Below are 13,949 nucleotides of genomic sequence, written 5' to 3'. Positions count from 1 at the left end.
GTCCCTCTCGGTCCTGATTGGCGGCCGTGAGAGGATTCTTGGCGGGCGATGGTTAATCTGCCGTTAAGTGGGCGGGCGGAAGAGCGCGGGATTAACCGTGATCGGGACGAGCGGAGCCGCAATTCTACGGAGAGCGTCTCGCCCTCGCCTCACGATATTCGGCGACCGTCCGCGCAACGAGATCGTCTACCGCAAGCACGTCGGTGACGCCCGAGGTGGAATGCCCGCCGCTCCAGATGTCGCGCCAGCGCTTCGGACGGCTCTCGCGCGCAGCAACGTCGATATCCGTAGCGATGTCGATCGGCCCGCGCGCCGGCAGATCGTCGGGATCAAGCCCGGCGGCCACGATCGACGGCCTCAACATGCTGGTCTGCAGGCCCGTGAACGCGGACGTCAGCAGGATGTCGTCGGCGCTGCTGTCGACCAGCATGCTCTTGTGGCGGTCATCCGCCATGCTTTCGCGCGTCGCGATGAACTTGGTGCCCATATAGGCGAGATCGCAGCCGAGCACTTCGGCCGCATACAGCGCGCGGCCGTCGCTGATGCCGCCCGCAAGCACGATGACGCCGTCATAGAACGACCGGACGGCGCGAACGAAGGCGAACGGGTTGAGCCAGCCGGTCTGCCCGCCGGCGCCCGCGGTGAGCAGCACCAGCCCGTCGGCACCTGCTTCGGCCGCACGTTCGGCATGACGGATGGAAGCAACGTCCGCCAGCACCAGCGCACCGGCATCGTGGAGCGGCTTCACCATTGCTGCGGGCGAGCCGACCGAGGTGATGACGATCTCCGGCCTGTGCCGCAGCAGCACGGCGAGGTCCTGCTCCAGCCGCGCATTGGAGCGGTGCACGATCAGGTTCGGGCAGAGCGGCGCTGCCTTGCGGCCGGTCTGGTCTTCGTGCTGGCGCAGCCGCGTCTCAATCGTGGTGAGCCATTCATCGAGCTGGTCCGTGCTGCGGCAATTCGCGGTGGGGAAGCTGCCGATCACCCCGCTCCGGCACGCAGCGACCATGAGCTCGACGCCCGACACCAGGAACATCGGCGCTGCGATCAGCGGCAGAGCGAGACGATCGCCGAAGCGTTGCAGCCGATCTGACGTCACGCAAATCTCCTTGTCACGCATGCCTTCCTCGCGCGGGCTTTGTGTTTCCTCCCGCAATCTCTGTGCTAGCGTCGTCGGCAACATTGGCACGTCAGAAGCCGGTGACAAAGCAACGAGGAAACATATGTCCGATCCGCTCCACGCATCGTCCCCGACTTGTGCGCAGACGCTACGGGCGCTGTCGCGCTACCCCGGCCGCACCGCCTTCTCCTGGCCCGGCGGATCGTTGAGCTATCGGGGCACCATCGATCTCATCGGACGCATCCAGGGCGTGTTTATGCGTCTCGGATTGCAGCCAGGCGCGCGCGTCGCCTTCCTCACCGCGAACCGCGCCGACACCTGGTGCGCCGGCGTCGCCGCGCAATTGTCGCGGCTCTGCATCACCTGGCTGCATCCGCTGGGATCGCTGGAGGACCAGCTGTTCCAGCTCGAGGATTCCGAGGCCGAGATGCTGGTGGTCGATGCGGCCGCCTTCCGCGACCGCGGCGGCGAGCTTGCGGCAAGGGCCGCCCGGCTGAAGGCGGTCTTCACCATGGGACCGGCCGGCTATGGTGCCGATCTGCTGGCCGCCATCGAGAGCGCCGGACACGCCAGCGCACGGAGCCTCGCCGGCCTCGACGATCTCTCCACGCTGAACTACACCGGCGGCACCACCGGCAAATCCAAGGGCGCGCTACGCTATCACCGCGAGAATGCCGGAGCCGCGGCCGCGATCCTCGCCGATTTCGAGATCCCCGACGCGGCACGCTACCTCACCGTCGCCCCGATCAGCCACGTCGCCGGCACGAAAGTGCTGCCGACCCTGATGCGCGGCGGCACGGTGCACATGCTGAGGGGATTCGATCCCGAGGCGGTGCTGACGACGATCGCACGCGAGCGCATCAATTTCACGCTGTTCGTGCCGACCATGATCTACGTGCTGCTCGATCATCCCGCGCTTGAAAAGACCGATCTCGCCTCGCTCGAGCTGGTGCTCTATGGCGCGTCGGCGATGTCGCCGAGCCGGCTGGTCGAGGGCATCGAGCGCATCGGACCGGTGTTCTCGCAGCTCTACGGCCAGACCGAGTGCTATCCGGTCTCGGTGCTGCGCAAGGCGGATCACGATCCCAAGACGCCGGAGCTGTTCCTGTCCTGCGGCTTCCCGATCGCGGCCTGCGAGGTCAGGATTCTCGACGACAACGACGAGGAGGTGAAAACGGGCGAGGCCGGCGAGATCTGCGTGCGCGCCCCGCATGCGATGGCGGAGTACTGGAGGCGGCCCGACATCACCGCCGAGACGCTCAAGAACGGCTGGGTTCACACCGGCGACATCGCGCGCCAGGACGAGCGCGGCTACATGTTCATTCTCGACCGCAAGAAGGACATGATCGTGTCCGGCGGCTTCAACATCTTCCCGCGCGAGGTCGAGGACGTGCTGTCGCAACATGCCGATGTCGCCATGGTCGCGGTCGTCGGCATTCCCGACGAAAAGTGGGGCGAGGCCGTCACCGCCATCGTCGTGCCGCGCGAGGGCGCAAGACCGGATCCGGACGAACTGATCAATCTGGTCAGGACGCGAAAAGGCTCGGCGCATGCGCCCAAGCAGATCCGGTTCGTCAAGCAATTGCCGATGACCGGCGTCGGCAAGGTCGACAAGAAGGTGCTGCGCGCAGGCTTCTGGAGCGGCCGGGACCGGATGGTGGGATAAATACCCGGGATTCTACGGGGCCGCTGTGTCCCCGACACCACAACGCGGAACGGAGTGGTTGGCAGCGCGGCCCACGCAATTGCCGGCGAATCGGGGAATCACCTAGACCGCTGCTGGGGCTGGGAAGCGGAGAGTGAGATGAGAGTCGCTTCCCTGGAAAGTGCGGTCGCCGCGGTCACGTTGATCACGGCTATCATCGTGGTGCTGTGGGAGATCAAGATCTTCTACGGAATGTGAACTGGCAGGATGCCCGGGTCGAACCCGACCTCGCATCCCTTCCGCGGCGGCGGAAGCCTGCCGTTCAATCCCGCGATACGCGACACAGCTCGCACACGATCGATGTCATAGCCCGGCGAAGACCGGCCGATCCAGTATTCCAGAGACGGCTGCTATTGTGTCGACGGGCTGCGGCTTACTCGATGCCCCGGTCAAAGCCGGGGCATGACAGTGAGAATGACGCGCGAGGGTCGGCTCCCTAGTCAGGCCTCAGCGCTTCTCGATCACCAGGCTCTGCACCGCGCGGCCAAAATAGCCCTGGCGGTCGGCGAGGCGCGACATGGCAAGCCCGCTGCCGTCGGCGCCGATCCAGGACTCGCCGTCGAGCAGGATCCACTCACCGACCGGCTGACGCGCGAAGCTCACGCTGAGGTCGGCATTGATGTAGGTCCAGGCGCGGAAGTCGAGCGTCGAGGCGGTGCCGTTGGAGAAATCGGCGGCCACCACGGCGCGCATGGCCTGCGAGATCGCTTCCCCCTCGATCAGCGGATGGTCGACGCGAAACCAGATCGCGCCGGCGCCGGCTTGGCCGAAGCGGCCGCGCGCGGCACGCATCGAAACCGAACGCACGAACGGGCTGGTGGCGGCGTGACCGTCCTCGGCCAGCGAGTCCTCCGGCGAGGGCAGCGTGACCGGCGGCTCCTCGACGTCGTCGGGCAGCGCCAGCGCCTGGCGCCGGATCTTGAGCACGGTCGCGCCGACCACCTGCACGCCGTCGGCAAGCAGCTTGATGTTGCAGAGCTGGATCTTGCGGCCCTCACGCAGGACCTCGGTCGCGATCGTCAGCGGCGCCACCGGGACGGGGCGCATCAGGTCGATGGTGACGCGCGCGATGTCCATCGGAGCAGGCGTCGGGATGCGCTCGGCCGCCCACGTCACCAGCGAGGCCGGCGCCGAGCCGTGCTGCATGCGCCGATCCCAGGGACCGGCGGCATCCGGGCTGGTGACGACGCTGTCGCCGTCGACGCGGTAAATCGCGGTCATCCGTTCAACCCGTCTCAGTTGACGTTCCCCGGACGCTGCGCAGCGCGTAGCGGTGCGCTGCCGACCCGGGGGCCATACGTTGCTGCGGTGGGTCCAGGCTCTGCGCAGCAGTGTTGCACGCTGCAGCGCGGCCGGGACAGGGGAAACTACAACGGCGGATCGATCGCTTCGTCGTATTCCTTCTTGAAGCGCGCGATCAGCTCGGCTGCGGGCACCACCTTGTCGATGCTGCCGATGCCCTGGCCGCTCCCCCAGATCTCCTTCCAGGCTTTCGGCTTGGCGCGTTCGCCGGAGGCGTCGGTGCCGAAATTCATCTTGGAGGGATCGGAGGTCGGCAGGTTGTCCGGATCCATGCCGGCGGCAAGGATCGAGGGCTTCAGATAATTGCCGTGCACGCCGGTGAAGAGGTTGGAATAGACGATGTCGTCGGCGCTCGAGCCCGCGATCATCTCCTTGTAGCGCTCGACCGCGTTGGCTTCCTTGGTCGCGATGAACGCCGAGCCGATATAGGCGAAGTCGGCGCCGAGGATGCGCGCGGCGCGGATCGCCTTGCCGTTGCCGATCGCACCCGACAGCGCGATCGGGCCGTCGAACCATTTTCGGGTCTCGGCGACGAAAGCCAGCGGCGAAATGGTGCCGGCGTGGCCGCCGGCCCCGGCCGCGACCAGGATCAGGCCGTCGGCACCCTTCTCGATCGCCTTGTGCGCGAACTTCTGGTTGATCACGTCGTGGAAGACGATGCCGCCCCAGCCGTGCACGGCCTGGTTCAGCTCTTCGCGGGCGCCGAGCGAGGAGATGATCATCGGCACCTTGTACTTGGCACAGAGCTGCATGTCGTGGTCGAGCCGGTTGTTCGACTTGTGCACGATCTGGTTGACGGCAAACGGCGCCGACGGCCGTTCCGGATGGGCGCGGTCATAGGCCGCGAGCTCCTCGGCGATCCGTGCCAGCCATTCGTCGAGCAGCTCCGGCGGCCGCGCGTTCAGCGCCGGAAACGAACCGACCACCCCCGCCTTGCACTGCGCGATCACGAGATCGGGCACCGAGATGATGAAGAGCGGCGAGCCGATCACGGGGATCGACAGACGCCCCTTGAACAAGGCAGGCATGGACATTGCGAGACGATCCTCTGTTGGCCGGTCATGGAAGGTTGGGCGCCATACCAACAAGGCAATCTTTCCACTGTCAAGTATTGCGTTTTGACGCCGGCACGGATGCTCGTTGCCGCAATTCCAAGCAACGGAATTCTTCTTCCGCGTTCAGGGCTCGCGCTTCGCGCGCCCCGGAATGACGGGAGGAGAGACCGCCTACCCAATCAAATCCGGATTGATCAGCCGCTCGAACGAGAACATCTCGTCCCACTTCTCCTGCGTCAGCAGCTGGCGTTCGACCACCACGATCTGGTGCAGCGACTTGCCGCTCTTGTAGCCCTCGCGCGCGATCTCGGCGCATTGCTTGTAGCCGAGGAGCGGCTTCAGCACTGTGACGATGCCGAGCGAGTTCAGCACCATGTTGCGGGTGTGCTCCTCGTTGGCTGTGATGCCGACGACGCAATTTTCGCGCAGGCTGTTGACCGCGCGCTCCATGGTTCGGATCGAGAAGAACAGCGCAAACGAGATCACCGGCTCCATCACGTTGAGCTGGAGCTGGCCCGCCGAGGCCGCCAGCGTCACCGTCGTATCGAGCCCGATGACGAGGAAGCTGGTCTGGTTGACCACTTCGGGGATCACGGGATTGACCTTGCCGGGCATGATCGAAGAGCCTGGCTGCAGCTGCGGCAGGTTGATCTCGTTGAAACCGGCGCGCGGGCCGGAGGCGAGCAGGCGGATGTCGTTGCAGATCTTGGTCAGCTTGCTCGCGGTGCGCTTCAGGACGCCCGAGAGCTGCACATAGGCGCCGGTGTCGGAGGTCGCCTCGACGAGGTCGCCGGCGAGGACGAAGTCGACGCCGGTCAGCGCGCTGAGATGCCGGACCGCGAGCTTGGGATAGCCGACCGCAGCCGTGACGGAGGTGCCGATCGCCGTGGCGCCGAGATTGATCTCGCGCAGCAATGCACGCGCTTCCGAGATGCGGTCGACCTCCTCGCCGATCGTGGTGCCCCAGCCGCGGAATTCCGCCCCGAGCGACATCGGCACGGCATCCTGCAGATGCGTGCGGCCCATCTTCAGAACTCGGTCGAACTCGCGCCCCTTGCCGAAGAAAGCTTCCTGGAGCTGCCGCAGCGCGGTCATGTAGCTCTCGAGCCGCAGGATCAACGCGAGGCGAAAGGCGGTCGGATAGGTGTCGTTGGTCGACTGGCCGTAATTGACGTGGTCGTTGGGGCTGACGTGCTGATAGTCGCCCTTGCCGAAGCCGAGCGATTCCAGCGCGAGGTTCGCGATCACCTCGTTGGCGTTCATGTTGGTGGAGGTGCCGGCACCGCCCTGGATGAAATCGGTGACGAACTGATCCATCATCTCGCCGGCGATGACGCGGTCGCAGCCGAGGATGATGGCGTCCGCGACCCTGGCGTCGAGCACGCCGAGATCGCGATTGGCCATGGCGGCGGCCTTCTTGACGTAACCGAGCGCCTTCACGAAGTAAGGCTCCTGGTTCATCGGAATGCCGGTGATGTGGAAGTTCTCCTTACCCCGGATGGTCTGGACGCCGTAATAGATGTCGTCGGCGATCTCACGCTGTCCGAGGAAGTCCTGCTCCGTCCGGCTCATGGGCGATCCTTGTTGCTTGCGCGCGAGACCACCACGTCAGTTCTGGCACAGCGCGCTGGTCACGAAAGTATCGGTGCGGCAGTCGTCCGGTTTGCGTTGCCGGCCGGGGATCAAGACCTTGGCCGAGCATTTTTCCGCGGAATCGGCATTCAGGCTCTTGCCTTCCTTGTAGCCCTTGCCCTGGCAGAGCTGGTCGGCGGCCTGCTTGCAGTCGGGCGCGCCGTTCGACGAGACCGGGCAGGCCACGCGCCCCGACACCATGGTCGAGGGCTTGGCCAGCCGTGACAGGTCATTCATGGTTTCGCTGGGGCTTTTGATCGGCGGCAGGATCGAGGGCAGCTTGTCGAACAGCTTGCCCATTTCATTGATCAGCCCGGGATTTTCCTCTTGCGCCGGCGGCACCGATGGAGCGGGGGTCGACGGTGGCGGCGCGGGCTGCGCGCCCGGCGCCTGCAAGCCGAGCGATGGCGGCGCAGATTGCGTCAACGCGGTCCCGCCACCCAGCAGGAGCGAAAGCACCGCGAGAATCAGCGTGCCCGGTCGCATGACCTGTTTGCCGGATCGATCCGTCATGACCACAACCGTAGCCGAACCAGAGGCGACGGCAAAGCGCGGAGGCTTAGATCAGCTTGACCGCCACCACGAAGCCGAGCACCAGCACGATGGCGCCGAGGGCGACCCAGAGTCCGAGATGCCGCTCGATCCTGACCCGGATCCAGTCACCGTAGCGGTTGAGCAGGATCGCGACGACAAAGAAGCGTCCGCCGCGCGCGACGATCGAGCACAGGATGAACAGGAGGATGTTGTAGCCGGCAAAGCCCGAGGTGATGGTAACGAGCTTGTAGGGAATCGGCGTCAGCCCCTTGAGCAGAATGATGACGGCGCCCCATTCCGCATAGGAGGCCCGGAAGGCGTCGACCTTGTCGGCGAGGCCGTAGACCTGGATCAGCCATTGGCCGACCGAGTCGAACAGCAGCGCACCGATGGCATACCCGACCACGCCGCCAAGCACCGAGGTCACGGTGCAGATTGCGGCGTAGAGCCAGGCGCGCTGCGGGCGCGCCAGCGACATCGGAATCAGCATCACGTCCGGCGGGACCGGAAAGAAGGAGCTCTCGGCGAAGGATACGGCACCCATGATCCAGAGCGCGTATGGCTTGTGGGCGGCGTCGATGCACCAGTCGTAAATACGTTTCAGCATGGCGCCGCGATGAAGCACCATGGGACGGATTTGTCCATGCCGAGATTGAGGCGAATTGTGAGGTTTCTAGTGGCGCTTGCGCGCGGCACGCCCCTCGAGCGCGACAATTGGCCGCCTGGTGGCCACGCGCGGTGACGCGACCTTGGGCAGCTTCATCGAGGATTTCGGCAGCTTCTCGGCGATGCCGAGCATGTCTTCCCGCCGCGCCATCTCTCGCCAGACGTCCTCGGGGCGCACGCCGGCAGAGGCCCAGAGCACGGTGAGATTGTACAAGAGGTCGGCGCTCTCCCTGATCACGGCCTCGGAGTCGCCATTGACGGCATCGATCACGACCTCGATGGCCTCTTCGGCGAGCTTCTTTGCCATTTTCGAGGGCCCGCGCTGAAACAGCCGGGCGGTCCGCGATGTTGCCGGATCAAGATCTCTGGCCGCGAGCACAGCCAGATATAGCCGCTCAAGCGAATCACTCATGGTACTCAAACTACTCTAAACAAATGGCGGGCGTGTTAACGCTCGGCAATAAAAGCAGAAAACGGGCCGGCGCGGCAAGCGCGACGGCCCGTTCGCCGATGAGGTAGGTCCGATCAGTTAATAGCAGCTGTAGCCGGAATAGCCGTGGGCGCAGGGGTTTTTGTAGCCGCCATAGGTGTAGCGGTTGCTCGAGGCCGTAATAATCGGGACCATAGCCATAGCCTGGGCCGCTGTAATAGGCCGGTCCGCCCTCGTAATAGTAAGCCGGACCGGGATCGTAGGCGTAGGCATTGCGGCTGGCTGCTATCGCCAGGCCGGTCGCGGCCAGGCCGAACATCGCTGCAGCGGCGGCGCCGCCACCGCCATGCCAATGACGACCGCCCGCGTAGGAGGCGGTGGGTGCAACGGCGGTCAGAGCCACCACGGCGGCGGTAGCAAGAACGGCCTTGCGGCCCGCAATCTTGGAGAATCGGTCGAACATGTCTTGGGCCCTCCTTTGGGACCTGGGAATGGATGCCTGCGGACAGGCTCATGCTTTCAAACCCGCATGACCTAAGTTGGGTTCCCCAACCCCAACACAAGCTGAACGGGATTGCGTAATCGTGACGCAACCGCCGCTCATCCGCCGTTCATGTTGGCGCGCGCACGGTGTCGCCGGCCGGCGCTGCGAGCGTCACGAAACCATAACAATGCGGGACCGGCGCAACTGATGTCGGAATTCAAGACGATCGCGCTTCGTTGCCTGCTGGCCCTCTCGATCCCGCTTGCGACACTGATCCCACGCGGTGTCAGCGCGGCCGAGACGCCTGCGCCGTCCTCCATCGCCATTCACTTCAGCTTCGACCGCCCGCCCGACGCGAGCATGGCGCCGTTCTTCCTTGCGGCGAAGGACGGCAGGTTCGGCGCCGAGCGTCTGAACGTGTCCTTCAGCAGTGCGGCCGGATCGCCGGCGGCACTCGCCCGCGTCGCCAAAGGCGACAGCGAGCTTGCTCTCGTCGACATCAACGAGCTGATCCGGTTTCGCGACAAGGAGGATGCGGCGTCGGTCAAGGCGGTGTTCGTGCTGTTCAACCGCACGCCCTACGCGATCATGGCGCGCAGGAGCCGCGGCATCCATCTGTTGCCCGATCTCGACGGCAAGACCGTCGGCGTTGCCGAGGCCGATCTGTCGATGCGGATGTGGCCGGCGCTGGCGCAGCAGAACGGCATCAAGGCATCGCGCGTCAAATTCCACAAGATCAGCGCGGCGGTGCGCGAGCCGATCCTGTCCGCGGGACAGGTCGATGCCGTCGCGGGCTTCAGCCATCTCTCGGCGGTGAACCTGCGCGACCGCGGCGTGCCCGGCGCCGACCTCGTGGTGCTGCGCTATGCCGACTACGGCTGCGAGGCCTATGGCTTCGCCGTGGCGGTCAATGCCGCCTTCGCCGCGGCAAAGCCGGACGCCGTGAAAGGCTTCGTCCGCGCCTTGATTGCCGGCATCGCCGCGACCGTCAAGGAGCCGGCGCGTGCGGCGGATGACGCCGCGAGCCGCGTCGACGGCGGCGACCGCGACCTGGAGCTGGAGCGCCTGCGTACCGTCCTTGCCGACAACGTCCTGACCGACGAGGTCAAGCGCAACGGTCTCGGCGGCATCGAGCCACGGCGCCTGGAGCGCTCGATCGACCAGATCGCGCAGGACTTCAAATTCCGCAAGCGGCCGACCCCCGGCGACGTCTTCGACGACCAATTCCTGCCGCCGGTCGCCGAACGGCTAATCCATTGAGAAAAACTGGCGGCTTCAGCTATATCTCCCGCGCATCCCTGCTTAGAATACGGGCTCCGTCGTCCGCCTCGAGCTTCGTCACCCGCATGTCCATTTTCCGTCTCTATACCCGCGTTCTCGAGTTGCTCGGCAACGAGGCGCGGCTGGGCTGGCTGCTCGCGGTCGCCAATCTGCTGCTGGCGGGCTCGCAATTCGCCGAACCCGTCCTGTTCGGCCGGATCGTCGACGTACTCTCCGGCAAGACCGTGGCCGGCTCGAACTCGGCCTGGCCGTTCCTGGCCGCCTGGGTCGCGTTCGGGCTCTTCACCATCCTGTGCAGCGCGGTCGTGGCCTTGCAGGCCGACCGGCTCTCGCACCGCCAGCGCCAGGCGGTGCTGACCGACTATTTCGAGCACATCCTGCAACTGCCGCTGACCTTCCACTCCGGCACCCATTCGGGCCGGCTGATGAAGGTGATGCTCAACGGCACCGACGCCTTGTGGCGGCTGTGGCTCGGCTTCTTCCGCGAGCATTTTGCCGCGATCCTCTCGGTCGTGGTGCTGCTGCCGCTGTCGCTCTACCTGAATTGGCGGCTCGCCATCCTGCTGTTCGTGCTCTGCATCGTCTTCACCGCACTGACGACCTTCGTGGTGCGCAAGACCTTCGGCATGCAGATGGAGGTCGAGGAGCAATATAGCGAGCTCTCGGCGCGCGCTTCCGACGCGCTCGGCAACGTCGCGCTGGTGCAGAGCTTCGTCCGCGTCGAGACCGAGGTGAAGGGGCTGCGCTCCGTCGCCGATCAATTGCTCGAAGCCCAGATGCCGGTGCTGTCGTGGTGGGCGCTGGTCACCGTCATCACGCGCGCCTCCACCACCATCACGGTGCTGGCGATCTTCACGTTCGGCATCGCGCTGCACGACCAGGGACTGACCTCGGTCGGCGAGATCGTGATGTTCGTGAGCTTCGCGACGATGCTGATCCAGAAGCTCGAACAGGTCGTGAGCTTCATCAACAACGTGTTCATGGAAGCCCCGCGCCTGCGCGAATTCTTCAATGTGCTCGACGCCGTGCCCGCCGTGCGCGACCGCTCCGACGCGATCGACGCCGGCAGGCTGTCCGGCCTCGTCGAGTTCAACGACGTCACCTTCTCCTATGACGGCAAGCGGCCGGCGATCGAGGATCTCACCTTCACCGCGCTGCCCGGCCAGACCATCGCGCTGGTCGGCCCGACCGGCGCCGGCAAATCGACCGCGATCGCGCTCTTGCACCGCGCCTTCGACCCGCAATCCGGCGTCATCAAGATCGACGGCATGGACGTGCGCGGCGTGACGCTGACCTCGCTGCGGCGGAACATCGGCGTCGTGTTCCAGGAAGCGCTGCTGTTCAACCGGTCGATCGCGGAGAATTTGCGCGTCGGCAAGCCGGATGCGACCGAGGCCGAGATGCGCCAGGCGGCCGCGCGCGCGCAGGCGCTCGAGTTCATCGAGCGCAGCGGCGGCTTCGAGACAAATGCCGGCGAGCGCGGGCGCATGCTGTCCGGGGGCGAGCGGCAACGCCTGTCGATCGCCCGCGCACTGCTGAAGGATCCGCCGATCCTGATCCTGGACGAAGCCACCTCGGCGCTCGACGCCGTCACCGAGGCCAAGGTGAATGCCGCTCTCGACGAAGTGATGAAGGGCCGGACTACCTTCGTGATCGCCCATCGCCTCTCCACCATCCGCAACGCCACGCGGATCCTGGTGTTCGAGAACGGCCGGGTGATCGAAAGCGGAACTTTCGATGAACTCGTGGCCAAAGGCGGCCATTTTGCCGAGCTCGCCAGGGCTCAGTTCATGGTGCAGGAAAGCGCACGGGCCAGCGTGACGGCCTCTGAGGCTGCCGCGACGGCCGCCAAGTCCTCCTAGCAAGTCCACACAGTGCCGTCGAAATTCGGCCTATTTCATTGCGGAATACCGCACCCGGCCCCCTATTCTCGACGCATCAGCCGGTATAGGTTCGCTGCGCCGCAAGCGGCGGCGCCGGATTTCAGACCGACAATCAGATCACGAGAGCCGCCGGGAACCGGTGGGCCTCCAAGGACCGGAATCGGATAGTGCACGCCCTACGCCCGCTGCTTCGCAAATCCTTGTTCAACGTGTTCGCTGCGAGTCTCGCATGTGTCGCGCTGCTGGCGCCGCGCGGGGCGAGCGCCGAAGCGCTGCTGCTGATCGAGGCCGACAGCGGCAAGGTGCTGCAGGCGGAAAACGCGACCATTCCCTGGTATCCGGCCTCCGTCACCAAGATCATGACCGCCTATGTGACGTTGAAGGCGGTCAAGGAGGGCAGACTGACGCTCGACACGCTGCTCACGGTTTCGCCGGTCGCTGCCTCGCAATCGCCCTCGAAGATGGGGTTCCGTCCGGGAACGCAGCTCACCGTCGACAACGCGCTGAAGATGGTGATGGTCAAGTCGGCAAACGACATGGCCGTGGTGCTCGCCGAAGGTGTCGGCGGTTCGGTCGACGGCTTCTCCGCGATCATGAACGACACCGCGAGGAAGCTCGGCATGACGCAGACCAGCTACGTCAATCCGAACGGCCTGCCCGCCGAAGGCCAGATCACGTCGGCGCGCGACCTCGGCATTCTCGCGCGCGCATTCCTGCGCGACCTGCCGGAATACGAATATTTCGTGCACATCCCGGCGATCCGCTTCGGCAAGCGCGTCACCGGCAATTTCAACAAGCTGATCGGCCGCTATCCCGGCGCCGACGGTTTCAAGACCGGCTTCATCTGCGCCTCCGGCTACAATCTGGTCGCCTCGGCCACGCGCAATGGTCGCCGGCTCATCGCGGTGGTGCTGGGCGCGAGCTCCGGCACCGCGCGCGCGGTGAAGGCCGCGCAGCTGCTGGAGCGCGGCTTCAGCCAGGACACTCTGACATGGCTTCGCCCCTCGCTGGGCACGGTCGACAACCTCGTGCCGGTCGACGCCTCGCCGCCGAACCTGCGCGACGAGATGTGCGGGCCCCACCGCAAGCGGCCGGCCAGCGACGACGACGATGCGCTGATTGCCGCCAATGGCGGCGCCACCGGATCGGCGTCCGCGACCGGCGGCGAAGCCCAGGTGACCTTCTTCACCGCCGGCCTGCAGCCGCCCCTGATGAAGGCCTCCGAGCTGATGGCCTCGGCGCCGGCGCCGGCCGAGCCCGTGCTGGTCTACACCGGCCCGACCCGTACCGGCACCGCCCTGATCGCGGCGGTCGCGGCCGATGCCGACCAGCAGGCGGCGTCCTCCAAGCCGCGTGGCAAGAAGTCGCGCGTGGCCAAGAAGCCGGATGCGGCCGAGAAGCCGAAAGACGCGGCCAAGGACGCCAGCAAGGACACCAAGACCGCGGCGGTGAAGCCGGAAGCCAAGCCGGCTGGGGTCAAGAGCAACGGTGGGAACAACGGGAAGAGCGACGGCAAGCACGACGCTAAGAGCGACCCCAAGATTGCGGCGAAGCCGGCAGCGCCCAAGCATGCTGCCGCCAAGCCCGATGCGGCGGCTAAACCCGCCGAGAAGCCTGCGGCCGGTGGCGATCAGAAGCCCGCCAAGCCCAAGGCCGCGACCAAGCCCGCGGCCAAGCCGGCCAACAACAGTTAACGGCGCACCCCGGGCCGATCCGGCCCGGCTTCGCACCTGCGACAGCCGTTCGCGACGATTCCAGTAGCCACTTCCCGACCTTTGCCCTAAGCGTCGACGGCTTGCCACCGGTTCCGGCAGGCTCAATACTGGCGGCAATGCGGCAAGCCCGAGACACAACGGG

The 13,949-nt window shown here is 65.8% G+C and carries 12 protein-coding genes; 4 read left to right on the top strand and 8 right to left on the bottom strand.

The features are described from left to right. Positions 1–124: 124 nt before the first annotated feature. A complete protein-coding gene (locus tag ACETMP_RS27205; protein ID WP_375158568.1) occupies positions 125–1,099 on the bottom strand; it encodes an NAD(P)H-dependent flavin oxidoreductase in 975 nt (324 codons plus the stop codon). Positions 1,100–1,223: 124 nt separating this feature from the next. Here ACETMP_RS27205 and ACETMP_RS27200 point away from each other — a divergent pair, with 124 nt between their 5' ends. Beyond that, positions 1,224–2,786, top strand: a complete 1,563-nt coding sequence (locus tag ACETMP_RS27200) for an AMP-binding protein (RefSeq protein ID WP_375158567.1) — start codon at positions 1,224–1,226, stop codon at positions 2,784–2,786. Positions 2,787–3,272: 486 nt separating this feature from the next. Here ACETMP_RS27200 and ACETMP_RS27195 read toward each other — a convergent pair whose 3' ends face one another. From ACETMP_RS27195 to ACETMP_RS27165, 7 genes are all read right to left on the bottom strand, one after another. Further along, the gene (locus ACETMP_RS27195) at positions 3,273–4,046 is read right to left on the bottom strand and encodes a thioesterase family protein (protein ID WP_375158566.1); all 774 of its coding nucleotides are present in this window, start codon (positions 4,044–4,046) and stop codon (positions 3,273–3,275) included. Positions 4,047–4,192: 146 nt separating this feature from the next. Further along, positions 4,193–5,161: an NAD(P)H-dependent flavin oxidoreductase gene (locus ACETMP_RS27190; RefSeq protein WP_375158565.1), complete on the bottom strand. Its 969-nt coding sequence runs from the start codon at positions 5,159–5,161 to the stop codon at positions 4,193–4,195. A 192-nt stretch (positions 5,162–5,353) separates the two neighbouring features. Further along, positions 5,354–6,754: an aspartate ammonia-lyase gene (locus ACETMP_RS27185; RefSeq protein ID WP_375158564.1), complete on the bottom strand. Its 1,401-nt coding sequence runs from the start codon at positions 6,752–6,754 to the stop codon at positions 5,354–5,356. A gap of 36 nt (positions 6,755–6,790) precedes the next feature. Then, complete coding sequence (locus ACETMP_RS27180; RefSeq protein WP_375158563.1) at positions 6,791–7,327, bottom strand: hypothetical protein; 537 nt, start codon at positions 7,325–7,327, stop codon at positions 6,791–6,793. 46 nt (positions 7,328–7,373) lie between these two features. Next, on the bottom strand, positions 7,374–7,955 hold the full coding sequence (locus ACETMP_RS27175; protein ID WP_375158562.1) for a YqaA family protein: 582 nt from the start codon (positions 7,953–7,955) through the stop codon (positions 7,374–7,376). A gap of 66 nt (positions 7,956–8,021) precedes the next feature. Beyond that, entirely contained in the window at positions 8,022–8,426 is a 405-nt protein-coding gene (hisE, locus tag ACETMP_RS27170) for a phosphoribosyl-ATP diphosphatase (protein ID WP_375158561.1), read from the bottom strand. Between the two features lie 10 nt (positions 8,427–8,436). Continuing rightward, positions 8,437–8,907: a hypothetical protein gene (locus tag ACETMP_RS27165; protein ID WP_375158560.1), complete on the bottom strand. Its 471-nt coding sequence runs from the start codon at positions 8,905–8,907 to the stop codon at positions 8,437–8,439. 228 nt (positions 8,908–9,135) lie between these two features. On the opposite strand from ACETMP_RS27165, the gene ACETMP_RS27160 reads away from it, so the two are divergent. The 3 genes from ACETMP_RS27160 (at position 9,136) to ACETMP_RS27150 (ending at position 13,786) form a co-directional block, all read left to right on the top strand. Then, positions 9,136–10,188: an ABC transporter substrate-binding protein gene (locus ACETMP_RS27160; RefSeq protein ID WP_375158559.1), complete on the top strand. Its 1,053-nt coding sequence runs from the start codon at positions 9,136–9,138 to the stop codon at positions 10,186–10,188. An 86-nt stretch (positions 10,189–10,274) separates the two neighbouring features. Further along, positions 10,275–12,071 (top strand): glucan ABC transporter ATP-binding protein/ permease, encoded by a 1,797-nt coding sequence (locus ACETMP_RS27155; protein WP_375158558.1) that lies wholly within the window; start codon positions 10,275–10,277, stop codon positions 12,069–12,071. A 188-nt stretch (positions 12,072–12,259) separates the two neighbouring features. Continuing rightward, positions 12,260–13,786, top strand: coding sequence for a D-alanyl-D-alanine carboxypeptidase family protein (locus tag ACETMP_RS27150; RefSeq protein ID WP_375158557.1), 1,527 nt, complete (start codon positions 12,260–12,262; stop codon positions 13,784–13,786). Positions 13,787–13,949 lie beyond the last annotated feature (163 nt).

Source organism: Bradyrhizobium dasycarpum (assembly GCF_042019905.1).
Taxonomy (GTDB): domain Bacteria; phylum Pseudomonadota; class Alphaproteobacteria; order Rhizobiales; family Xanthobacteraceae; genus Bradyrhizobium; species Bradyrhizobium japonicum_B.
This window is presented reverse-complemented; position numbering and strand designations above follow the sequence as displayed.

Excerpts from the sequence above, each read along its gene's own strand:
- ACETMP_RS27200 (WP_375158567.1), top strand. The coding sequence starts at position 1,224 with ATGTCCGATCCGCTCCACGCATCGTCCCCGACTTGTGCGCAGACGCTA.
- ACETMP_RS27195 (WP_375158566.1), bottom strand. The coding sequence starts at position 4,046 with ATGACCGCGATTTACCGCGTCGACGGCGACAGCGTCGTCACCAGCCCG.
- ACETMP_RS27190 (WP_375158565.1), bottom strand. The coding sequence starts at position 5,161 with ATGTCCATGCCTGCCTTGTTCAAGGGGCGTCTGTCGATCCCCGTGATC.
- ACETMP_RS27185 (WP_375158564.1), bottom strand. The coding sequence starts at position 6,754 with ATGAGCCGGACGGAGCAGGACTTCCTCGGACAGCGTGAGATCGCCGAC.
- ACETMP_RS27180 (WP_375158563.1), bottom strand. The coding sequence starts at position 7,327 with ATGACGGATCGATCCGGCAAACAGGTCATGCGACCGGGCACGCTGATT.
- ACETMP_RS27175 (WP_375158562.1), bottom strand. The coding sequence starts at position 7,955 with ATGCTGAAACGTATTTACGACTGGTGCATCGACGCCGCCCACAAGCCA.
- hisE (WP_375158561.1), bottom strand. The coding sequence starts at position 8,426 with ATGAGTGATTCGCTTGAGCGGCTATATCTGGCTGTGCTCGCGGCCAGA.
- ACETMP_RS27165 (WP_375158560.1), bottom strand. The coding sequence starts at position 8,907 with ATGTTCGACCGATTCTCCAAGATTGCGGGCCGCAAGGCCGTTCTTGCT.
- ACETMP_RS27160 (WP_375158559.1), top strand. The coding sequence starts at position 9,136 with ATGTCGGAATTCAAGACGATCGCGCTTCGTTGCCTGCTGGCCCTCTCG.
- ACETMP_RS27155 (WP_375158558.1), top strand. The coding sequence starts at position 10,275 with ATGTCCATTTTCCGTCTCTATACCCGCGTTCTCGAGTTGCTCGGCAAC.